The organism is Azospirillum halopraeferens DSM 3675 (assembly GCF_000429625.1).
GTDB classification, from domain to species: domain Bacteria; phylum Pseudomonadota; class Alphaproteobacteria; order Azospirillales; family Azospirillaceae; genus Azospirillum; species Azospirillum halopraeferens.
Window position 1 is genome coordinate 65535 of the sequence record NZ_AUCF01000009.1, and the last position, 22056, is coordinate 87590.

Annotated in this window: 20 protein-coding genes; 18 read left to right on the forward strand and 2 right to left on the reverse strand. The window is 70.2% G+C overall.

Annotated features, from left to right (window positions below):
• Positions 1-32: 32 nt before the first annotated feature.
• The 16 genes from G472_RS32245 (at position 33) to G472_RS0109885 (ending at position 16124) form a co-directional block, all read left to right on the forward strand.
• The gene (locus G472_RS32245; protein WP_035691799.1) at positions 33-1250 is read left to right on the forward strand and encodes a glycosyltransferase family 4 protein; all 1218 of its coding nucleotides are present in this window, start codon (positions 33-35) and stop codon (positions 1248-1250) included.
• A 124-nt stretch (positions 1251-1374) separates the two neighbouring features.
• Positions 1375-2385 (forward strand): NAD-dependent 4,6-dehydratase LegB, encoded by a 1011-nt coding sequence (locus G472_RS0109815; protein ID WP_035691802.1) that lies wholly within the window; start codon positions 1375-1377, stop codon positions 2383-2385.
• Positions 2386-2429: 44 nt separating this feature from the next.
• The gene (locus G472_RS0109820) at positions 2430-3602 is read left to right on the forward strand and encodes a LegC family aminotransferase (protein ID WP_029008251.1); all 1173 of its coding nucleotides are present in this window, start codon (positions 2430-2432) and stop codon (positions 3600-3602) included.
• Positions 3599-4765 (forward strand): UDP-N-acetylglucosamine 2-epimerase, encoded by a 1167-nt coding sequence (gene neuC, locus G472_RS0109825; RefSeq protein WP_029008252.1) that lies wholly within the window; start codon positions 3599-3601, stop codon positions 4763-4765. The genes G472_RS0109820 and neuC overlap by 4 nt, the downstream gene beginning before the upstream one ends.
• Positions 4758-5402 (forward strand): acetyltransferase, encoded by a 645-nt coding sequence (locus tag G472_RS0109830; protein WP_035691874.1) that lies wholly within the window; start codon positions 4758-4760, stop codon positions 5400-5402. Before neuC ends, G472_RS0109830 begins: the two co-directional genes overlap by 8 nt.
• Positions 5399-6472: an N-acetylneuraminate synthase gene (gene neuB / locus G472_RS0109835; RefSeq protein ID WP_029008254.1), complete on the forward strand. Its 1074-nt coding sequence runs from the start codon at positions 5399-5401 to the stop codon at positions 6470-6472. Before G472_RS0109830 ends, neuB begins: the two co-directional genes overlap by 4 nt.
• 117 nt (positions 6473-6589) lie before the next feature.
• Positions 6590-7660 (forward strand): nucleotidyltransferase family protein, encoded by a 1071-nt coding sequence (locus tag G472_RS0109840; RefSeq protein WP_029008255.1) that lies wholly within the window; start codon positions 6590-6592, stop codon positions 7658-7660.
• Entirely contained in the window at positions 7657-8577 is a 921-nt protein-coding gene (locus tag G472_RS0109845; RefSeq protein ID WP_029008256.1) for a Gfo/Idh/MocA family protein, read from the forward strand. Before G472_RS0109840 ends, G472_RS0109845 begins: the two co-directional genes overlap by 4 nt.
• Before the next feature lie 9 nt (positions 8578-8586).
• Complete coding sequence (locus tag G472_RS0109850) at positions 8587-9294, forward strand: acylneuraminate cytidylyltransferase family protein (protein ID WP_029008257.1); 708 nt, start codon at positions 8587-8589, stop codon at positions 9292-9294.
• Positions 9291-10127 carry an SDR family oxidoreductase gene (locus tag G472_RS0109855; protein ID WP_029008258.1) on the forward strand — a complete coding sequence of 279 codons (837 nt, stop codon included), beginning with the start codon at positions 9291-9293 and terminating at the stop codon, positions 10125-10127. The genes G472_RS0109850 and G472_RS0109855 overlap by 4 nt, the downstream gene beginning before the upstream one ends.
• Before the next feature lie 30 nt (positions 10128-10157).
• Positions 10158-11489 carry an N-acetyl sugar amidotransferase gene (locus G472_RS0109860; RefSeq protein WP_029008259.1) on the forward strand — a complete coding sequence of 444 codons (1332 nt, stop codon included), beginning with the start codon at positions 10158-10160 and terminating at the stop codon, positions 11487-11489.
• Between the two features lie 14 nt (positions 11490-11503).
• Entirely contained in the window at positions 11504-12265 is a 762-nt protein-coding gene (hisF, locus tag G472_RS0109865) for an imidazole glycerol phosphate synthase subunit HisF (protein ID WP_035691804.1), read from the forward strand.
• Between the two features lie 15 nt (positions 12266-12280).
• Positions 12281-12925, forward strand: coding sequence for an imidazole glycerol phosphate synthase subunit HisH (gene hisH, locus G472_RS0109870; RefSeq protein ID WP_029008261.1), 645 nt, complete (start codon positions 12281-12283; stop codon positions 12923-12925).
• A gap of 51 nt (positions 12926-12976) precedes the next feature.
• The gene (locus G472_RS0109875; protein WP_029008262.1) at positions 12977-14314 is read left to right on the forward strand and encodes a surface carbohydrate biosynthesis protein; all 1338 of its coding nucleotides are present in this window, start codon (positions 12977-12979) and stop codon (positions 14312-14314) included.
• A gap of 54 nt (positions 14315-14368) precedes the next feature.
• Entirely contained in the window at positions 14369-15532 is a 1164-nt protein-coding gene (locus G472_RS0109880; RefSeq protein WP_029008263.1) for a glycosyltransferase, read from the forward strand.
• A 7-nt stretch (positions 15533-15539) separates the two neighbouring features.
• On the forward strand, positions 15540-16124 hold the full coding sequence (locus tag G472_RS0109885) for a class I SAM-dependent methyltransferase (RefSeq protein WP_029008264.1): 585 nt from the start codon (positions 15540-15542) through the stop codon (positions 16122-16124).
• Here G472_RS0109885 and G472_RS36950 read toward each other — a convergent pair.
• Entirely contained in the window at positions 16087-17055 is a 969-nt protein-coding gene (locus G472_RS36950; RefSeq protein ID WP_029008265.1) for a glycosyltransferase, read from the reverse strand. The genes G472_RS0109885 and G472_RS36950 overlap by 38 nt on opposite strands.
• Before the next feature lie 127 nt (positions 17056-17182).
• Here G472_RS36950 and G472_RS36955 point away from each other — a divergent pair, with 127 nt between their 5' ends.
• Complete coding sequence (locus tag G472_RS36955; protein WP_051340639.1) at positions 17183-20005, forward strand: glycosyltransferase; 2823 nt, start codon at positions 17183-17185, stop codon at positions 20003-20005.
• On the forward strand, positions 20002-20763 hold the full coding sequence (locus G472_RS36960; protein WP_156927058.1) for a class I SAM-dependent methyltransferase: 762 nt from the start codon (positions 20002-20004) through the stop codon (positions 20761-20763). Before G472_RS36955 ends, G472_RS36960 begins: the two co-directional genes overlap by 4 nt.
• A gap of 15 nt (positions 20764-20778) precedes the next feature.
• Here the strand turns inward: G472_RS36960 and G472_RS0109905 are convergent, their stop codons facing one another.
• Positions 20779-22047 carry a glycosyltransferase family 4 protein gene (locus G472_RS0109905; protein ID WP_029008266.1) on the reverse strand — a complete coding sequence of 423 codons (1269 nt, stop codon included), beginning with the start codon at positions 22045-22047 and terminating at the stop codon, positions 20779-20781.
• Positions 22048-22056: the final 9 nt, after the last annotated feature.

The window sequence follows — 22056 nt, forward strand, 5'->3', positions numbered from 1 at the left end:
GCCATCCTCGCCCCGGCAGCCCGGACCCGCCCATGTCGTTCTCCGAGAACCTCGCCCGCCTGCGCCTGATCGCGCGCCAGTCCGGTCCGCTGGGCGCGCTGCGCTTCGGGCTGCGCCACCTCCGCGAACGGGTCTGGCACGTGGACGTGGCGGCACGGTACGGCTTCGTCATGGCGTCGCCGTTCGGCGAGGCCCCGGTTGCCGACGATGATGCCTTTCGGCGCACGGTCAACTGGATCGTGCCGGTGTTCTTCCCCGGATCGGGCGGCCATTACACCGCATTCCGGCTGGTGCGCCACATGGAGCGCCACGGCTTCACCTGCCGGATCGCCATCAACGCCGACATGGGCTTCACCGACCGCGCCGCCGCCGCCGCGGCGATCGCCCGCCATTTCCTGCCGCTGGATGCCGAGGTGTACCTGCGCCCGGAGGACCTGCCGCCGGCGCAGACCACCGTCGCCACCGGCTGGCACACCGCGTACACGCTGCGGCGCTTCCGCGGCACGCGGCACAAGGTCTACATGGTGCAGGACTACGAGCCGTACTTCTATCCGCCCGGCAGCGAGTACGCGCTGGCCGAAGCCACGTACGGCTTCGGTTTCACCGGCATCACCGCCGGCGGCTGGCTGGCGGAGAAGCTGAACCGCGAACACGGCATGCGCACCCACGCTTTCGGTTTCTCGGCCGACCCCACCCTGTACCGCCCCGATGGGCCGGCCCCGGGGCGCCGCAACGGCGTGCGGCGGGTGCTGTTCTATGCCCGCCCCATCACGCCGCGCCGCGGCTTCGAACTGGGACTGCTGGCGCTGGCCGCCCTGTGCGCGCGCCGGCCGGATGTTGAGGTGGTGTTCGCCGGCTGGGACCTGAAGCGCTACCGAATCCCCTTCCGCCACGTCGACGCCGGCGTGGTGACCATGGACCGCTTGCCGGCCCTGTACCGGAGCTGCGACGCGGCGCTGGTCCTGTCCTTCACCAACCTGTCGCTGCTGCCGCTGGAGCTGATGGCCTGCGGCGTGCCCGTGGTGTCGAACCGCGGGCCGCAGGTGGAATGGCTGCTCGACCCCGCCAACGCCGCGCTGGCCCCGCCGACGGTGGAGGGGCTGGCCGATGCGGTGCAACGGGTGCTGGACGATCCCGAACACCGCGACGCCCTGGTCCTCGGCGGCCTCGCCCGCGCCGCCCGGGCCGAAGCGTCGGCCGAAGCGGAACTGGTGGCCGAAGTGCTGCGGGAGTTTGCCGGGACGGAGTGATGACCGCCACTTCGCACTTGAAATCGCCCGGGCGCTGCCCCTAAACACCGGCGTCGACGCCGCGGCGGGCCGGGCGGAGCGCCGTGACCGCCCCGACCTCCATTCGCCCCGACGGGAGCCACTCATGATCGATCTCGCCAAGGCCAGGATCCTCGTCACCGGAGCCGACGGCTTCATCGGCTCACACCTCGTGGAGGCGCTGGTGGCGGCGGGCAGCAACGTGCGCGCTTTCGTCCAGTACAACTCCTTCGGCCATTGGGGCTGGCTGGACCAGGCGCCGGAATCCGTCCGCTCCGCCATCGAGGTGGTCGCGGGCGATGTGCGCGACCCGACCTGCGTGCTCGACGCCATGCGGGGGTGCAACGTCGTCCTGCATCTCGCCGCCCTGATCGCCATCCCCTATTCCTATCGGGCGCCGGGCAGCTACGTGGACACCAACGTCACCGGCACGCTGAACGTGCTGGAGGCGGCGCGCGCGCTCGGTGTGGAACGGGTCGTTCACACCTCGACCAGCGAAGTGTACGGCACCGCCCGCTATGTTCCGATCGACGAGGAGCACCCGCTCCAGGCCCAGTCTCCCTACGCGGCATCCAAGATCGGGGCCGACCAGCTGGCGCTGTCGTATCAACGATCCTTCGACGTGCCGGTGGCGGTGATCCGGCCCTTCAACACCTATGGACCGCGTCAGTCGGCCCGCGCCGTGATCCCCACGATCATCACCCAGATCGCCGCCGGCGCCACGGTGATCCGCCTGGGCGCCCTGCACCCGACGCGGGACTTCTCGTTCGTGGCCGACACCGCCTCCGGTTTCATGGCGGTCGCCCGCGCCGATGCCGCCATCGGCCAGGTGACCAACATCGGCAGCGGCTTCGAGATCACGGTCGGCGACACCGCCCGCCTGATCGCCGAGTTGATGGACCGCGAGGTCCGCATCGAGCACGAGGATGCCCGCCTGCGCCCCGCCGCCAGCGAGGTCGAGCGGCTGTTCGCCGACATCCGCAGGGCCGGGGAAACGCTGGGCTGGACACCGGCGTACGGTGGTGCCGAAGGGTTCCGCCGCGGCCTGCAGCATACCATTGCCTGGTTCTCCGACCCGGCGAACCTGATGCGCTACCGTCAGGGTTACCAGGTCTGAAGGCGCCCGACGACGCACACTGCCGTGAAAGGCCCGCAACGCTCATGACGCAGTTCGATCCGGCCCCCGTCGTCGCCGCCCTCCGGTCCGTGACCTCACCGACCCGGCCGCTTCCCCTGCATGAACCGGTGTTCGCCGGCCGTGAGTGGGACTACGTGAAGGACTGCCTCGACACGGGATGGGTGTCCTCGGTCGGTGCCTACGTCGACCGTTTCGAGCGGATGCTGTCGCAGCGGGCCGGCGACGCCCACGCCGTGGCCGTGGTCAACGGTACGGCGGCGCTTCATGTGGCGCTGATGCTGGCCGGGGTGCGCACCGGTGACGAGGTGCTGGTGCCGGCCCTGACCTTCGTCGCCACGGCGAACGCCGTCGCCTATTGCGGCGCGCTGCCCCACTTCGTCGACAGCGGCCCGGCGACGCTCGGGCTCGATCCCGAGGCGCTCGCCGCCTGGCTGGACGAGACCGCGGAACGGCGTGACGGCGCCTGCGTCAACCGCCGCACCGGCCGGCGCATCGCCGCCGTGGTGCCGATGCACGTGTTCGGTCATCCCGTCGACATGGATGGGCTGGCCGCGGTCGCCGGCCCCCGCGGCATCCCGATTGTCGAGGACGCCGCCGAGTCCCTGGGCAGCCTCTGCCGCGGGCGGCCCACCGGCGGGCTGGGCACCATCGGCACGTTCAGTTTCAACGGCAACAAGATCATCACCGCCGGCGGCGGTGGCGCCATCATCACGGCCGATGCCGATCTGGCCCGCCGGGCCCGGCACCTGACCACCACCGCCAAGACGGCGCACCCCTGGGCGTACGAGCACGACTGCGTCGGTTTCAACTACCGCCTTCCCAACCTCAACGCGGCGCTGGGGTGCGCCCAGCTCGAACAGCTCGACGGCTTCATCGCCGCCAAGCGGTCGCTCGCCGCCGCCTACCGCGAGGCCCTGGCCGGCATCCCCGGCGTCACCTTCGTGGACGAGCCGGAAGGCTGCCGCAGCATCTACTGGCTGAACGCAGTGCTGGTCCCCGATGCGGCGGCCCGCGACGCGCTGCTGGCGGCGACCCACGCCGAAGGTCTGCTGACCCGTCCGGCCTGGGGCCTGATGCACCGCCAGCCCATGTACGACGGCTGCCCGCGGGCGCCGCTGCCGGTCGCGGAATCCCTGGCCGACCGCCTGGTCTGCCTGCCCAGCGGGGTGACCGCCGGCTCCGGGAGGAGCGCGTGAGTCCGCCCGTACGCCTCTGCGCCGTCAGCGGCAGCCGCGCCGATTTCGGCCTATACCGGTGGGTGCTGCACGAGCTTCACGAGGACCCCCGCTTCGCCGTCGAGGTGGCGGTCACCGGCATGCACCTGTCGCCCGAATTCGGCATGACCGTCCGCGACGTGGAGGCGAGCGGCATTCCCGTCGCCGCGCGGGTGGAAACCCTGCTGTCGAGCGACAGCGGCGTCGGCGTCGCCAAGGCGGTGGGGTTGGGGGTTCTGGGCTTCGCCGAATCCTGGCAACGTCACCGGCCCGACCTGGTGATGGTGCTGGGCGACCGGTTCGAGATGTTCGCCGCGGCCCAGACCGCCTTTCTGATGCGCATCCCCATCGTCCACCTGTGCGGCGGCGACGTCACCGAGGGCGCCTTCGACGATGCGATGCGGCATGCCATCTCAAAGATGGCGGCGGTGCATTTCACCACCAACGCCGAGGCCGGCGCACGGCTGGTGCGCATGGGGGAACCGCCGGAACGCGTGTTCACGGTGGGCAGTCCCGGCCTGGACCACCTCCACCGGACGCCGCGCCTTGACCGGGCCGCACTGGAAGAGGCGCTGGGCTTTGCGCTGCGGCCCCGCAACCTCCTGGTGACCTTCCACCCCGTGACGCTCGACCGGGTATCGTCGGCGCGACAGATGGAGGCGCTGCTCGACGCGTTGGACCGGCTGAGTCCCGAGGTCGGCCTGATCATCACGCTGCCGAACGCCGACACCGAGGGACGGGCACTGATCGCGCAGATCGAGGCATTCACCGTCGGGCGCGCGAACGCCATCGCCCGGCCCTCGCTGGGCTCTCGCACCTACCTGAGTGCGCTGGCGCTGGTGGACGCCGTCGTCGGCAACTCGTCAAGCGGCCTCTACGAAGCGCCGAGCTTCGGCACGCCGACCGTCAACATCGGCGATCGCCAGAAGGGCCGGCTCAAGGCCACCTCCGTCATCGACTGCCCGGCTGACCGCGACGCCATTGCCGCAGCCATCGGGGAAGCGTTGGCGCGGGGGCGCAGACCAACCGAAAACCCGTACGGTGATGGCCACACGGCACGGCGCATCCGCACCATCCTGGGCGACCTGATCGACCGCGGCGCCGATTCCGCACACCTCATCCGCAAGGGCCTCCATGATGGCTGAACGCATCCTGCTCCTGGGCGGCGGCGGACATGCGCGGGTCGTCGCCGACACCGCCCGCGCGATGGGTCTGGCGGTGGAAGGGATCGTCGCCCCGCATCCACCGAACCTCGACGGAGTGCCCTGGCTGGGCCCGGATTCCGTCGTGGACGCCTGTGCGCCCGACAGCGTCCTGCTGATCAACGGTGTCGGCGGCGTGCGCGCCCTGACGCCCGACTGTCCGCGGCGGCTCCTGTACCGGACCTACGCCGCCCGTGGCTTCCGCTTCGTCACGCTGGTCCACCCGTCCGCCGTCGTGGCACCCGGCGTGGTGCTGGAGGACGGCGCCCAGGTGTTCGCCGGCGCGGTGATCCAGCCCGGCTGCCGGATCGGTGCGAACGTTCTCATCAACACGCGGGCGGGCGTCGACCACGACTGCACCATCGCCGCCCACGCCCACATCGCCCCCGGTGCTACGCTGTGCGGCGGCGTGCGGGTGGAAGAGGGGGCGCTGGTCGGCGCGGGAGCCACACTCCTCCCCGGCGTCACCATCGGCACCGAGGCGATGGTGGCCGGCGGATCCGTGGTCACCCGGCCGGTCCGCGACGGCGCCACCGTTCACGGCGCGCCGGCGCGCGACTCCAAGGGGATCTGGCTGTGAGCGTCGTCGTCATCGCCGAAGCCGGCGTCAACCACAACGGCTCACCCGCCCGCGCGCTGGCGCTGGTGGAGGCGGCGGCGGACGCCGGGGCGGACGCCGTGAAGTTCCAGACCTTCCGCGCCGCGAAGCTGGCACGCCGGGGTGCTCCGAAGGCCGGCTACCAGACCGCGAACGGAGCCGCCGGCGACGACCAACTCGCCATGCTGACCGCGCTGGAATTGGACGCCGCCGCCCACCATGCCGTCGCGCGGCACTGCACGGCACTGGGGATCACCTTCCTGTCCAGCCCGTTCGACGAGGACAGCCTGCGCTTCCTCGTGGAAGACCTCGGCGTCGACCGGCTGAAGTTCGGGTCGGGGGAACTGACCAACGGCCCTCTGCTGCTGGCTGCGGCGCGGACCGGACGGCCGATGATCCTGTCCACCGGCATGGCCACGCTGGGGGAGGTGGAAGACGCCCTGGCGCTGCTCGCCTTCGGTTACGCGGCCCCGGCCGGCGCCGGGCCGGGCCGGGCGGCCTTTGCCGAGGCGTGGAACGATCCGGCGGCACGCGGGCTCCTGGCCGACCGGGTGACGCTCCTCCACTGCACCACCGAATACCCTTCGCCGCCGGACGATGCGAACCTGCGCGCCATGGACACTCTGCGCACCGCCTTCGGCTTGCCGGTCGGTTTCTCCGATCACACCGAGGGGACCGTGGTAGCCGCCGCCGCCGTCGCCCGCGGCGCCGTGATGGTGGAGAAGCACTTCACCCTCGACCGCACGCTGCCCGGCCCCGACCACAAGGCGTCTCTGGAACCCCCGGAATTGGCCGCCCTGGTTTCGGCGATCCGCACGGTGGAGCGTGCCCTCGGCGACGGCATCAAGACGCCGCGGCCGTCGGAACGCGCCAATATCCCGGTCGCCCGCAAGAGCCTGGTGGCGGCCCGCCCGATCGCCGCCGGCGAGATCCTCACCGGCGATGCGCTGACCGCCAAACGGCCGGGGACGGGCCGATCGCCCATGGACCTGTGGGATGCGCTGGGACGTCCCGCGGCGCGCGACTACGCCACGGACGATCCCCTGGAGTGACCGGCGGGCATCTCCGGCAAAGGTCATTGGCATGGCACCGGCCGGCCTGCTAATTAGGGCGCACCTAGCACCGACCGGCCGCCCCGCGGCCCCTGTCCGGCGGACCACTCACGTTCCATGACCGACATCACGGCTCTTCTGATCCCGGCCACGGCCAGCATTCTCGACGCGATCCGCTGCATCGACGGCGGCAGCCTCCAGATCGCCCTCGTCACCGACGGGGAACGGCGTCTGACAGGCACCGTCACCGACGGCGATGTCCGGCGCGCCATCCTGCGCGGCCTGCCGCTGACGGCGCCCGTCACGGAAGTGATGAACCGCACACCCCACAAGGCGCTGGCGGGCACCCGCGACACCGACCTGCTGCGCCTCATGCGCACCCACGAGATCCATCAGCTTCCGCTGGTGGACGGGGAGGGGAGGGTGTTGGGCATCCACACTCTCGACCAGATCCTCCAGAAGCCGCAGCACTCCAACCGGGTGGTGCTGATGGCCGGCGGACTGGGCAAGCGTCTGCACCCGCTGACCGAAAACCTGCCCAAGCCGATGATCGCCGTCGGCGGCAAGCCGCTTCTGGAAACGATCGTCGAGAACTTCGTCGAGCAGGGCTTCCACCGCTTCATCATCTCGCTGAACTACCGCGGTGACATGATCCGCGATTATTTCGGCAGCGGTCAGAAATGGGGCGTCGAGATCGAGTACGTCTACGAGGAACAGCGCATGGGCACCGCCGGCAGCCTCGCCCTGCTGCCGGAGCAGCCGGACGCACCGCTGATCGTCATGAACGGCGACATCCTCACCTCGATCAACTTCGTCCAGCTTCTGCGCTTCCACGAGAATTCGGCGGCGACCGCGACCATGGCGGTGTACGAACACAGCGTGCAGATCCCCTACGGCGTCGTCGAAGTGGACGGCCACCGCCTGGTGCGCATCACCGAGAAGCCGGAGTACCGGGCGTTCATCAACGCGGGCATCTATGTGCTCGACCCCGCCGCCCTCGACCACATCCCGCGTGCCACCTTCTTCGACATGCCATCCCTGTTCGAGACCCTGGGCACGGTGGGGCACGCCACGGCGGCGTTCCCGATCCGCGAATACTGGCTCGACATCGGCAACCCGCGCGACCTCGCCCGGGCGGAGGTGGAGTTCGACACCGTCTTCAGTTCCGTGGCCAGGGGCGGGGTATGACCGCCTGCTGCCTGGTCGTCGGGCAGGGGTCGATCGGCCGGCGCCACCGCAGCGTGCTGACGCGTCTGGGCTGCGCGGTCGAGGCGGTCAGCCGCCGCGGCGGCGCGGACTGCCATCCCGACCTGACGACCGGCCTGCGCGCCGCCACGCCTGACTGCGTGGTGGTGGCGACGGAAACCGCCGACCATGCCGCGACGCTGGGCGCCCTGGCCGTGGGGGGCTTCGCCGGCCGCGTGCTGGTGGAAAAGCCGCTGTTCGCGGTCCCCGCCGCCGTTCCCGTCAACCGCTTCGCCGCGCTGGCCGTCGCCTATCAGCTCCGCTTCCATCCCGTGCTGCAGCGCCTGCGCGACCGACTGGGCGGGGCACCGGTCCTGTCGGCGCAGTTCTACGTCGGCCAGCACCTGCCCGACTGGCGCCCCGGCCGTGATCACCGGGACAGCTACTCGGCGCGCGCGGCGCTGGGCGGCGGCGCCCTGCGCGACCTCAGCCACGAACTGGATCTGGCCGACTGGCTGTTCGGCCCGTGGCGTCGGGTGGCGGCGCTGGGGGGCACCTGGGGGGCGCTGGGCATCGACAGCGACGACACCTTCTCCCTGCTGGCCGAATTCGCGGGATGCCGCGCCGCGACGTTCCAGCTCAACTATCTCGACCGCCGCACCCGGCGCGAGATCGTGCTGAACACGGCGGAGCACACCCTGTGCGCCGACCTGATCGCCGGAACGGTGGCCGTCGACCGCGAGCCGCCGGAACGGATGACCGTCGACCGGGACGATGCCTACGCCGCCATGCACCGTGCCCTGCTGGAGGGGACCGGCGCGGCGGACCTGTGCGACGTCGCCTCCGCCCTGCGGACGGTCGCGCTGGTGGATGCCGCGGAGCGGGCGGCGCACAGCGGCGTGTGGGTGGCCAACGGGTGAGGTGAAGGCATGAAGCGGCTGTGTACCATCTGCGCCCGCGGCGGGTCCAAAGGCGTGCCCGGCAAGAACATCCGGCCGCTGGCCGGCCGTCCCCTGCTCGCCCACTCCCTCGTACAGGCGCGGGAGTCCGGCCTGTTCGACCGGATCGCCGTCAGCAGCGACGACCCCGCCATTCTGGAGGTCGCCCGGGAGTGGGGTGCCGACCAGCTCATCGAGCGGCCGGCCGACATGGCGACGGACACCGCCGGCAAGCTGCCGGCGATCCGCCACGCCGTGCTGGCGGCCGAAGCGGCCGCGGGCGGGCCGTTCGACACGCTGGTCGACCTGGACGCCACATCGCCGCTGCGCCTGCCCGAGGACATCCGGGGTGCGGTGGCGCTGCTGGAGGGCGGCGACGCCGACTGCGTGATCACCGCCGCGCCGGCCCGCCGCTCGCCCTATTTCAACCTGGTCGAAATCGACGGCGCCGGCATCGTCCGCCTGTCCAAGCCGCTGCCCGGCGAGGTCCTGCGGCGCCAGGACGCGCCGGCGTGCTTCGACATGAACGCCTCGATCTACGTCTGGCGCCGCGACCCGTTCGTCGACCGGCCGGCGATCTTCGGCGAGACCACGCGCCTTTTCGTGATGCCGCCCGAACGTTCGGTCGACATCGACGAACCCCTCGACTTCGACATCGTCGAACTGCTGATGCGCCGACGCGCGGAGCACCGGACATGACCACGCACGAGCCCCTTCCCGACTACCGCAACCTGTTCGACCTGACCGGCAAGACCGCCCTGGTGACCGGCGCCTGCGGCATTCTGGGCCGGCATTTCTGCGCCGGGCTCGCCGCCCACGGGGCCGGGGTGGCGGTCGTGGACCTGGACCGGGCGGCCTGCGACGGGCTGGCGGAGGCGCTGACCCGCCAGTTCGGTGTCCGGGCCGCGGGCTTCGCCTGCGACGTCGCCGATCCCGGCGCCGTCGCCGCGATGGTCGAGGCCGCCGTCGGCACCTTCGGCCGGATCGATGTGCTGCACAACAACGCCGCCTCGAAATCCGCCGACCTCGAAGCGTTCTTCGCCCCGATCGACCGCTTCTCGCTGGACACCTGGCGGGAGATCATGGCCGTCAACCTGGACGGCGCCTTCCTGGTCGCCCGCTCCGTCGGCAGCCACATGGCGCGCGCCGGCGGCGGCAGCATCATCCAGACCGCGTCCATCTACGGCGTCGTCGGGCCCGACCAGCGGATTTACGAAGGCTCCGAATACATGGGCCGCGCCATCAACACGCCGGCCGTCTACAGCGCGTCCAAGGCCGGCGTCATCGGCCTGACCCGCCACCTGGCCGCCCTGTGGGGGGCCGACGGTGTCCGCGTCAACACCCTGACGCCGGGCGGTGTGGAAAGCGGGCAGAACGAGACGTTCAAACAGCGCTACGGCGCCCGCATCCCGCTCGGCCGCATGGCGCGCGCCGCCGAAATGGTCGGTGCCCTGGTGTGGCTCGCCTCCGACGCCTCCGCCTACGTCACGGGACAGAACATCATCGTGGATGGTGGGCTCACGGCGTGGTAAAGGCACGCTGATGCAATCGTAGGACCGATCATGTTCAAGTTTCCCCGCCACAAGCCGATCGACCTCGCCCCCTTCGCCCCCGATGCCGCGGCGACGGACCCGAAGTATGGCCTGCCGCAGGAGATCCGGTTCTGCTCGCGCTGTGTCATTTCCAACCAGCGGCCGAATTCGGAGGTCGAATTCCGGCACACCGAGCAGACACGGAAAAAGACGATCCGGTTCGACGACGAGGGCGTGTGCGACGCTTGCCGGGTCGCCGAACGCAAGCATGACGAGATCGACTGGGAAGCCCGCGAGGCGGAACTGCGCGAACTGTGCGACCGCCACCGCAGCAAGGATGGCCGCTATGATTGCCTGGTGCCCGGGTCGGGCGGCAAGGACAGCTTCTATGCCGCGCATGTCCTGAAGTACAAGTACGGCATGCATCCGCTGACGGTGACCTGGGCACCGCACATCTACACGGAATGGGGCTGGAAGAATTTCCACGCCTGGATACACGCCGGCTTCGACAATTATCTGTGCACGCCCAACGGGCGCGTGCACCGGCTGCTCACCCGCCTTGCCGTGGAAAAGCTGTTCCACCCGTTCCAACCGTTCATCCTCGGCCAGAAGCAGCTTGCCCCCAAGATGGCGGCCCGCTTCGGCATCAGCCTTGTCTTCTACGGCGAGAACGAAGCGGAGTACGGCAATCCCATCGAGGATACCGCCTCGGCCCTGCGCAGTTCCGCCTACTACGCGGCGACCAACCGCGACGAGATCCACCTGGCGGGAACCAGCCTGAAGGAGCTGAAAGAGGATTTCGGCCTGGAGGACCAGGACTTCATCCCCTATCTGCCGGCCGACCCGGCCGAGGTGGAGGCCCTGAACATGCAGGTCCACTACCTTGGCTACTACTTGAAGTGGCATCCGCAGAGCTGCTACTATTATGCGGTCGAGCACGGCGGCTTCCAGGCTTCGCCGGAGCGGACGCCGGGTACCTACAGCAAGTACAACAGCATCGACGACCGCATCGACGATCTGCACTACTTCACCACCCATGTGAAGTTCGGCATCGGCCGCGCCACCTACGACGCTGCCCAGGAAATCCGGTCCCGCGACATCACCCGCGACGAGGGCGTCGCCCTGGTCCGCCGTTTCGACGGGGAGTATCCGGCGCGATTCGAGGATGACAACTTCGGCTTCATGAGCCTGCCGCCGGAGGAGTTCCCCGTGGCGTCGAAGAACTTCGAGCAGCCGATCATGGACAAGGAGTACTTCCTGCACCTGGCCGACCGTTTCCGCTCACCGCACCTGTGGCAGTGGGACGGCGGGCAGTGGAGCCTGCGCCGGACCGTCTGGAACGCCAACGCCCCCGGCCTCTGAAAGCAGGCGACGCCGTGCCCACCGTGCGACTCATCCCCCGTCTGGACATCAAGGCGCCCAATCTGATCAAGGGCATCCATCTGGAGGGCCTGCGCGTCATCGGCGACCCGCAGGCCTATGCCCGGCGCTATTACGAGGCCGGCGCGGACGAACTTCTGTACATCGACATCGTCGCCAGCCTGTATGGCCGCAACAATCTGGCGGACATCGTCCGCCAGACGGCACGGGACGTCTTCGTGCCGATCACCGTGGGCGGCGGCATCCGCTCGGTTGAGGATGCCCGCGCGCTGCTGCGGGCCGGGGCGGACAAGGTGGCGGTCAACACCGCCGCCGTCGCCCGGCCGGAGCTGCTGACCGACATCGCCCGCCAGTTCGGCAGCCAGGCGGTGGTGCTGTCCATCGAGGCCAAGCAGGACGGCAAAGGCGGCTGGGAAGCCTACACGGACAACGGGCGCGAGCACACGGGCCTGGACGCCGTTGCCTGGGCGCGCCGGGGCCAGGAATTGGGTGCGGGCGAGATCCTGGTCACGTCGGTCGACCGGGAAGGCACCCGCAAGGGTTACGACGTCGCCCTGACGCGGGCCGTATCGGCCGCCGTCACCATTCCTGTGATCGCTTCGGGTGGGATGGGGTCGGTGGATCACATGGTAGACGTGGTCCGGCAGGGACACGCCGATGCGGTGGCGATGGCCGATGTCCTCCATTACAACCGCATGACCCTGCCGGACATCCGGACCGCCGCCATCGACCGCGGCCTTGCCGTGCGTCGGACCTGAGGGGAGCCGCCCGCCATGAGCAGCGCAACGGTGACCGTCTTCGATTACGGGCTCGGCAACCTCTACAGCGTTTGCCGGGCGCTGGAGCATGTGGGAGCCGACGTCCGTCTCGTCGACTCGCCGCCGGCTGCCGGAACGGTGGAACGGCTGGTGGTGCCCGGCGTCGGTGCGTTCGGCGACTGCGTGGCCGGCCTGCGCCGGCGCGGCATGTTCGATGCCGTTCGCGAGCATGCGGCCACCGGCCGGCCCTTCCTCGGCATCTGCGTGGGCATGCAGATGCTGTTTGAGGTGGGGGAGGAGTTCGGCGAGCACGAGGGTCTCGGCCTTATTCCCGGCCGCGTCGCGGCCATTTCCGCCACCGGTGCCGACGGCACGCCGCACCGGCTTCCCCACATCGGCTGGGCTCCCCTGGTCCGTCCCGGCGGCGCGTCCTGGGAGGGCACGCCCCTGGCGGCGGTGGAGCCGGGCGAGTCCGTCTACTTCGTCCACTCCTTCCAGGCACTGCCGACCCATCCGGACCATTGCGCCGCCGTCTACGATTACGACGGTCTGCCGGTCACGGCCGCGGTGCGCAACGGTGCCGTCTTCGGAACCCAGTTCCACCCGGAACGCAGCGGCCCCGTCGGACTGCGCATCCTCAGCCGTTTCCTGGAGCTTTGAATTCCGGGGCGAACCGACGGCGCCCGTTTCCGACACAGCGAGTTCCCCACCATGACGTCCGCCAAGCCGACCCTCTACCTGCCGATCGAAGTTGCCGCCCGCGAACTGGACGCCCGGTTGTTGCTGGCGCATCGTGCGCTCGGCGCAGGCTATCGTGTCGTCATCGGTCAGCAATGGCTGCTCATCGCCAACCTGGCGAACGTCGTTCCCGGCGTCGTCTTCTTCAAAGGCATGAACCGCATCCAGAAGAACTGGATGGTTCACGCCAAACGCCACGGCCATACCATCGCCGCCATCGACGAGGAGGTCACGGCGATCGCCGCACCCGACTTCATCGTCAAGGAGGTCACCGAGGACGCGATCCGTCTCATCGACGCGATCTTCATGCAGGGCCCCCTTCAGAGCCGGGTCTATGGCGAGCGCTTCCCCGCCCACACCGAACGCTTCAAGATCACCGGGAATCCCCGATGGGATCTCCTGCGTCCGGAGTTCAGCGGCTTCTTTACCGGGGAAGCGGCGCGCATCCGCGCCACCCACGGCGACTTCATCCTGCTGAACACCAATCTCGGGTTCGTCAATTCAAGTTGGGGATCACCGCAGAAGTACATCAACGTCTGCATCAACGTCGGCTACATCGATCCCAAGAACCCGGCCGACCTGGAATGGCTCAAGGACCAGTTCGAGTTCGAAAAGCAGAGCTTCCACGCGTTCCGGGCGCTGGCCGTCCGGCTGCGCGACCGTTATCCCGGCCGCAGAATCGTGCTGCGCCCGCACCCCGCCGAGAACCTGGACACCTGGCGCAAGGCCCTGGCCAACCAATCCGATGTCCTCGTGCTGGCGGAAGGGTCGGCCATCCCCTGGATCGTGGCGTCCGGGGCGTTGATCCACAACACCTGCACCACCGGAATCGAGGGAACGCTCCTGTCGAAGCCGACCATCGCCTATGCGCCCTTCACCAACTGGTGCGAGTCCATCTTCATCAGCAATCAGGTTACGCCCCGCTTCGCCGACTTCGACGCTTTGGGCGGGGCCCTCGATCAGGCGCTGGCGGATCCGGAATCCTTCGTGGCGGAGAGTCGGTCCCGGCACGCCGGCTCCTTGAACGACCATTTCGCCGCCGTCGACAGCACCCTGGCCACCGACGCGATCTTCGACGAGGTCACCGCGCTCACGGAGCACCTGTCCCACGGCCGCACCGACAGCCTGCTGCGCCCCGGCCGCTCCCTGACGACGGACGCGCAGCGTAACGAATACCAGGTCCAGAAGATCTCCATCACCGATGCCGCGCTGACCGCGCGCTTCCACGAGATTGCCGGGGCGCTGGGCCGCCCGGTGTCCGTCTCCACCCGCAGCCTGGGTGATTCCCTGGTCATGATGGAAGCGGATTGAGGCAAACCGGCACAGACCGGCCGGCGGCGCCCCGGAACGCGAAGGAGCAATCGCATGCGCAAACCAGCGGTCATCGTCGGCGTGAAGCACTGGTCGTTCGGCTTCCCCTACGTCATCGCTTCCGACTTCCTCACCGGATTCCGCGCCCGGGGGATCGCTGCCTTCCATGCGCCGATCGCCGGTCGCGGCACGTTCTATGAGGACCTGTCGCAATCGCACCGGGTGCTGTTCACCGTCCTGATGAACTTCACCCACGAGTCGGCCCGCCTGACCTGGCAGGGGAAGGTCCTGACCTGGCAGCAGGACAACCCCTATGTCATGATGGATCGCGTTCGTTCCGCGTATCCCGATCAGCATTGGCTGTGCGCCGATCGCGACGGGGTGGAGAACGCCGCCTTCTATTTCGGCGCCCGGCACCCCGCCATGCATCTGCCCCACTGGGCAACCCGGTTCGACGGCGACGCCGGCCCGATGCCGGACAGCCGCCGCGACTGGGAACGGCAGCGCCCTTTCGATCTGCTGTTCGTGGGCAGCATCCGCGAGCAGGAGATCGACGAAACACGACGCCGCATCGATGCGGCACCGCCCCCCGTTCGGGTCTTCGCGCGGCGCCTTCTCGAGCGCATCCATTCCCATCCGCGCGACACCGTGACGCAATCGGCCTTCGCCCTGGAGGCGGAACTGGGGCTGGACCTGTCCCGGTCCAACTTCACCGCCTTCCGCCAGATCCTCGGCCAGGTGGATTTCCTCGTCCGGGCGATCAACCGCGTGGAACTGTTCAAGCGCCTGAAGGGCCTGCGCATCACCGTCGTGTCGAACGACGTCTCGACCATCGAGCGGTACGCCGGACCGGTGCAGACCATCAGCCCCAGCGACTTCGTCACCGGCCTGGTCGCCATGAAACAGGCCAAGCTGATGATCAACAACCTCCCGATCTACCGCTACGGGGCGACGGAGCGCCTGTTCAACGCCCAGTACCGCGGGGCGGCCGTGCTGTCGGAACGCAACGCCTACCTGGAAGAGACGTTCGGCGACGGCGCCGGAATCTTCCTCTACGATCCGGAGCGGCCGGACGGGATCGGCGACCGCATCGCGGCGATCCTCGCTGACCGGGACACGCTGTTCGCGGTCGCCCGCGAAGGGCACCGCCGCACCCACGCCCACCACACGATCGACAACCGCGTCGACGCCATCCTCCAGGCCCACGGAACGGAATAACGGCCCCATGCCCCGGCACTCTCCGAACCTGCACATCGGCTGCGGCAGCACGATCCTCCCGGACCACGTCAACCTGGACATCGTCGCCGGTCCCGGCGTCGACGTGGCGTTCGATCTGGACCGCTGCCGCGACACGCCGCTGCCCTTCCCCGACGATCACTTCGACACCATGCGCATGGCGCATGTGCTGGAGCACCTCAACGAGCCGCTCGCCGTGATGCAGGAGCTGTACCGGGTCGCCCGCCCCGGATGCCGGCTGTTCATCGAAGTGCCGCACGGCGGCCACGACGACGCCTGGGTCGACCCCACCCACCGCCGCGCCTATTTCCCCAAGAGCTTCGAATACTTCTCCCAGCCGAAGTACTACGGCTTCGACTATGGCTATCAGGGCGACTGGTCGCTGGTGAGCTGCGATCTGTTCGTGAACGCCACCCTGTTCAGCCGGCACAAGGTCGAGCGGCTGCGCGAACTGATCGAGTTCAATCGCAACATCGCCAAGGTCATGCGCGCGAACCTGGTGGCGGTGAAGCCGGGGCGGCCGCGGGAGCGCCGGCTCATGGACCGCGTGGTGCCGTCCATCCATCCGCTGTGACGGGGCGCCCGAGCACCCCCCGCCAGAACGCCAGCAGTTCCGCCTCCTCGCGCTGCGGGGTGTAACGGGCGGCGGTCGCCCGGCCGGCGGCGATCCGCGGCGCGGCGGTGCCGTCCCGCACCGCCGCGAGGCACGCCGCCAGTTGGCGGACCGCATCCTCGCAATCCTCGTCGCGGGCCCACCAGCCGTTGTCCGGCGTGGCGAACTCCCGCCCGCCGTCGCCGAGGAAGCCGGTCACGGCGCAGCCGCACGCCATCGCCTCCAGCCCGGTCAGGCCCACCCCCTCCAGCCGCGCCAGCGACAGGAAAACGGCGCTCTCGGCCATCACGTGCGCCACCTGGTCCTCGCGGGCGTTCTCCAGCACCACCCAGCGGATGGCGCACAGGTCGGGGTGTTCGTGGCGCAGGAGGTCGCGGATGTAGCGGAACTCGTGCGGCCGCTTGCGCGGGATCACGGCGACCTGCAGCGCCTTGGCCGGGGCCGGCCGGTACAGCGCCGGGTCGATGGCCAGATGCACGGTGGCGACGGGAAGCCCCGGCAGGCGCCGCCGGATGAAGGCGGTGATGACGTCACCGCTCGTCACCACCGCCTCCACCCCGAACCGGCGCAGGTCCGGCGCGCCGTGCAGTCCGCCGGCAAGATAGAAATGGTTCTGGCAGAAGACCACCTTGCGCGCCGGCCCGATGGCCGGGTGGCGCAGGCTGTGGCGCGCGTCCTCGGCCAGGACGACGACATCGTCGGCCGTGAAGCTCAACCCGGCAACGGCCAGGACCGGCACGTCGGGAACGGGAAACCAGGCCGGCCGCTCCGCCCTGGCGTGCACCACGACGGCGTCGATCCCGTGACGGCGCAACGTCGCCACATGCCGGTACGCGACCTTGATGCCGCCGGCGATCCGCCCCTGTTCGACGAAATAATAGACACGCCCCATGTGTGACCTTTTGGCGATGCCGGCGGTCGGCGTCAACCCGCTTCAGCGCGGCGGCGCATGCCGTATTGACAGGGGGGCGGCGCTCTTGCAACACCCCTGGCTGGATCCCCTTCGTGACCGGACCCCGATGACCCCGTCCCCCCCGGCCGCCACCACCGTTGCCGACGCTGCCGACCCCGCTCCCGATGCCGCGGATGCCACGCCGGACGATCTCTTCCGCCGGGCCGTCGCGCTGGCCCGCGCCGGACGCGCGACGGACGCCAGGGTGCTGCTGGAAACCGTGGTCACGCGCACGCCCGGTGACGCGCGGCCGGCCTTCAGCCTCGGCCTGATGGCGCAGGCCGGCGGCGATCCGGCAACGGCGGAGCGCTGGTTCCGCGAAGCGCTGCGGCGCGACCGCCATCACGCCACCGCCTGGTTCACCCTGGGCGCCCTGCTGGCCGGCCAGCGGCGCAACCGCGAAGCGGCGGTGTGCTTCCGCAACGTGCTGCGCCGGGTGCCCGAACACGCCGACAGCCACGCCAACCTGGCCACCGTCCTCAGCCGCCTGAAGAAGGACGAGGACGCGCTCTACCATTACCACCGCGCGGTGGAGCTGAAGCCGGACGACCCCGGCCGGCGCTACCAGTTCGCCATCGCCCTGCACCGGTTGCACCGGCTGGACGAGGCGGCGGTCCAGTTCCGCGCCGTGCTCGACCGGCGGCCGGACGACCTGGACGCGCTCTACAACCTGGGGGTCACGCTGCCGCCCCTGCGCCGCGAGGCGGAGGCCGCCGCCTGCTTCGAGCGCATCCTGCAGCGCGATCCGCTGAACACCGGGGCCAGCTACCAGCTCGGCCGGCTGGAGATCGCCCGCGGCCGCGTCGCCGCGGCCGTCACCCTGCTGCGCCGCGCCCATGTGCTGGAGCCCGACCACGCGGAGGCTCTGCGCCACCTGGTGCGCGCCATGCTCCTGGACGGCGGGGCGGATGCCGAAGAGACGCTCCTGCGCCGCATCGCCGCCATCGACCCGGAGGACGGCAGCGTGCTGCGGCGCCTCGGCGAGCTGGCTCTGGCCGGCGGCCGCGACGAAGAGGCGCTGGAGCGCTATCTGGCCGCGCTGGACGCCGACCCTGACCGCGAGGGCTCGCTCGGCGCCATCCGCCCCATCCTGGACCGCCTGGGCCGCGGCGGCGACTACGCCGCCATCGCGTTGGCCAAACGCTCCAACTACCAGCTCTGGCTGGACGAGCATCACACGCTCGACGACGGCGACCGCCGGGCCATCGCGGCGCGCATCGCCGCCATGACCGCGCCGCCGCGCTTCTCGGTGATCATGCCGGTCTACAACCCGCCGGCCGAATACCTCGACGCCGCCATCCGCTCGGTGCGCGACCAGCTCTACCCGCACTGGGAGCTGTGCATCGCCGACGACGCCTCCACCGACCCGGAGATCCGCCGGGTGCTGGAGGCGCACGCCGCCGCGGAGCCGCGCGTCAGGGTGGTCTTCCGCCCGGTCAACGGCCACATCGCCGCCGCCAGCAACAGCGCCCTGGCGCTGGCCACCGGCAGCCACGTGGCCTTCCTCGATCACGACGACCTGTTCACCGAGGATGCGCTGTACCACATGGCGGAGGCGCTGATCCGTCACCCCGACGCCGAGCTGATCTACAGCGACAACGACACGGTGGACGAACACGGCATCCGGTTCCGCCCCCATTTCAAAGGCGGCTGGGACCCCGATCTGTTCTACGCCCAGAATTACGTCACCCACCTGTCGGTCTACCGGCTGGACCGCGTGCGCGCCGTCGGCGGCCTGCGCGAGGGCTACGAGGGCAGCCAGGACTGGGACCTGACGCTGCGCGTCGTCGAGGGGATCCGGCCCGATCGGATCCACCACGTGCCGTTTCTGCTCTACCACTGGCGCGCCATCGCCGGGTCCACGGCGGCGGGGGCGGAAGCCAAGCCCTACTGCGTCGATGCCGCCGTGCGCGCCATGACCGACCACTTCGCCCGCACCGGCCAGGCGGTGACGCGGGTGGAGCCGACCACCTGGGGCTACCGCGTCGTGCGGCCGCTGCCCGATCCGGCGCCGCGCGTCAGCGTCATCGTGCCGACCCGCGACCGCATGGATTTCCTCGGCCCGTGCGTGGAGGGCGTGCTGTCGGGCACCGACTATCCCGACGTGGAGCTGATCGTCATCGACAACGGCAGCCGCGAGCCGGAGACGCTGGCGTTCCTGGCCGACCTGGAGCGGACGGGGCGCGGCCGCGTCCTGCGCGACGACGGCCCGTTCAACTACGCCGCCCTCAACAACGCCGCGGCGGCGCTGGCCACCGGCACGGTGCTGTGCTTCCTCAACAACGACACCGAGCCGGCCGGCCGCGGCTGGCTGGCCGAGATGGTCAGCCAGGCGGTGCGGCCGGAGATCGGCGCCGTCGGCGCCAAGCTGCTGTACCGCGACCGCACGGTGCAGCACGTGGGCGTGCTCACCGGCATCTGGGGCATCGCCGCCCACTACAACGTCGGCCTGCCGCGCGAGCATCCCGGCTATTTCTGCCGCTCCCAGCTCATCCACGCGGCATCGGCGGTGACCGGCGCCTGCCTGGTGACGCGCAAGGCGGTGTTCGATGCGGTCGGCGGCTTCGACGCGGAGAATTTCCACGTCAACTACAACGACGTCGACCTCTGCCTGACGATCGGCGCCGCCGGTTACCGCGTCCTGATGAACCCCTACGCCGAGCTGTTCCATTACGAATCCGCGTCGCGCGGCATCTTCCTGACGCCGGCCAAGAAGGCGCTGCTGGAGGAGGAGGGGGAGCGGCTGCTCGCCAAGTGGGGCGACCGGCTGGCCAACGATCCCTATTACAACCCCAACCAGTCCATGCGCGTCCCCTTCGCCCGGGCCGAGGAGCCGCGGTTGGTCCGGCCGTGGCGCGCGCCCCCGACCCGGGAGGCGTCCGTGGGGTGAGCGACTACTACGCCCACGGCAGCTTCAGCCTGGCCTTCTACGACCTGCTGACGGCGCTGTCGGCGGTCCACCTGGCGGGTGACGTGGATTTCTACGCCGCCCTGGCCGGCCCGCCGCCGCGGACGGTGCTGGAGATCGGCGCCGGTACCGGGCGCGTCGCCAACACCCTCGCCGCACGCGGCTACGACGTGGTCGGGCTCGACCGGGCGGCCGGCATGCTGGCGGCAGCCACCCGGTCGGGCGGCGGAGCCCGGTTCGTCTGCGCCGACATGACGCGCTTCGCGCTCACCCGCCGGTTCGATCTGGTGATCGCCCCGTTCTACACCTTCAGCCACCTGGACAGCGACCGGGCCCGCCGCCTGGCGCTCGGCTGCCTGCGCGAACACCTGGCGGAAGGTGGACGGATCGCCCTGCATCTGGTGCGCGCCGAGGTGCTGGACACCGACATCCCGGCCGAACAGTTGGCGGCACAGCAGATCATCGTGCGCCTGGACGGCGCGGGCCTGACGCTGCGGGTGCGGATCGTCGACCGCATCGTCGACCGGCTCCGGCAGGTGTGCGACCAGCGGGTGGAGTATGCGGTGTCCGACGCAGCCGGTGCCGTGATCGGGCACAGCGTCGAAACCCTGCGCTACGGCTGGATGTCCGAGGGTGAGCGGGACCGCCTGCTGGGCACCGCCGGGCTGCGGCTCCTGGAGCGCCGCAGCGCCTTCGGCCCGGAGCCCGGCGGCGAGGACATCCTGGTGCTGGGTGTCTGAACCCGGCGGCCGGCGTCAGGCCACGGCGTCGGCCTCCTCCAGGCCGTAGAGGACGCGGTGGAGGCGCGCCGACTCCGCGATGCTGACGGTCGGCGGGACGGCGGCGGACAGACGCTCCCACAGTCCCGGCTCGTCGAGGGCGCGCGCCATGGCCGCGGCCAGGTCCTGCGACGATGCGGCGGCGAAGTGCAGGCCGTTCACACCGTGCGCCACCCGCTCGGCCATGCCGCCGATGCCGGTGCACAGGACGGGGCGGTTGTGGGCGAAGGCCTCCTCGATCACCAGCGGCGCGTTCTCCCACCAGATGGACGGCATCACCACCCAGTCGGTCCCGGCGATCAGGCCCGGCAGGTCGCCGGTGTCATAGGGGCCGTACCAGGTGACCACGCCGGCAAGCCGGTCCAGCTTCTCCCGAAAGGCGACCCGGAATTCGTCGGTCTGGTAGAGCATGCCCCCGTGCAGATGCACGGCGAAATCGCGCCGCCCCGCCCGCACCAGGTGCCCGGCGGCGTCCAGCAGCACGTTGGCGCCCTTGAACAGGTTGATGTGGCCGAAGAAGCCGAAGGCGTTGCGGTGGCCGCCCGGCGGCAGCGGCCGGTGGGGGGCCGGCGCCACGGGATGGCGGCCGTTGGGCACCACGGTGATCCGCTCCGCCTCCAGCCCCCAGGCGACGTAACGCTCCTTGAGGAAACGGCTGGGCGCCACGAACCGGTCGACCACCGAGAACAGCGTCTTCAGGTGCCGCTCCCGCAGGGAGAACTGCCAGGGGTCGATGCGGGGAAAGCACTTGTGGCAGTCGTCGTGGGACGCCCGGTGGCACAGGGTGTCGTCGGTCGCCTTCAGCATCTGCCCCTCGCGGTGGCAGATCGGATAATAGTCGTGCAGCGTGAAGATGATCCGCGCCCGGGGCAGCAGGCGGCGGACCAGGAACAGCATCTCCACCCCGATCATCAGGGCGTGGTGGACGTGCACCACGTCGGGCCGCCAATCCGTCAGCAGCGCCCTGAGGTCCGCCACCACCCCGCCCAGGTCGAGCTGCGACAGGAAGAAGCGATCGACGTGGCCGGTCCACAGCAGCACCTCGTCGGCCGACCGACCGACCGTCTGGAAGGAGGTGCCCGGCTTGCGCTCCCGGTGCAGGCCGTTGGTGCACGCGAGGTAGAGCGCCTCCATCCGGCCGGAGTCCCGCATCTCCCGGAACAGGTCGCGGGACACGATCTCGGTGCCGCCGGGATGCAGGGCGGGATGGTTGTGGACGATGTAAAGGACGCGCGGTTTGGCCATGATCGCTTC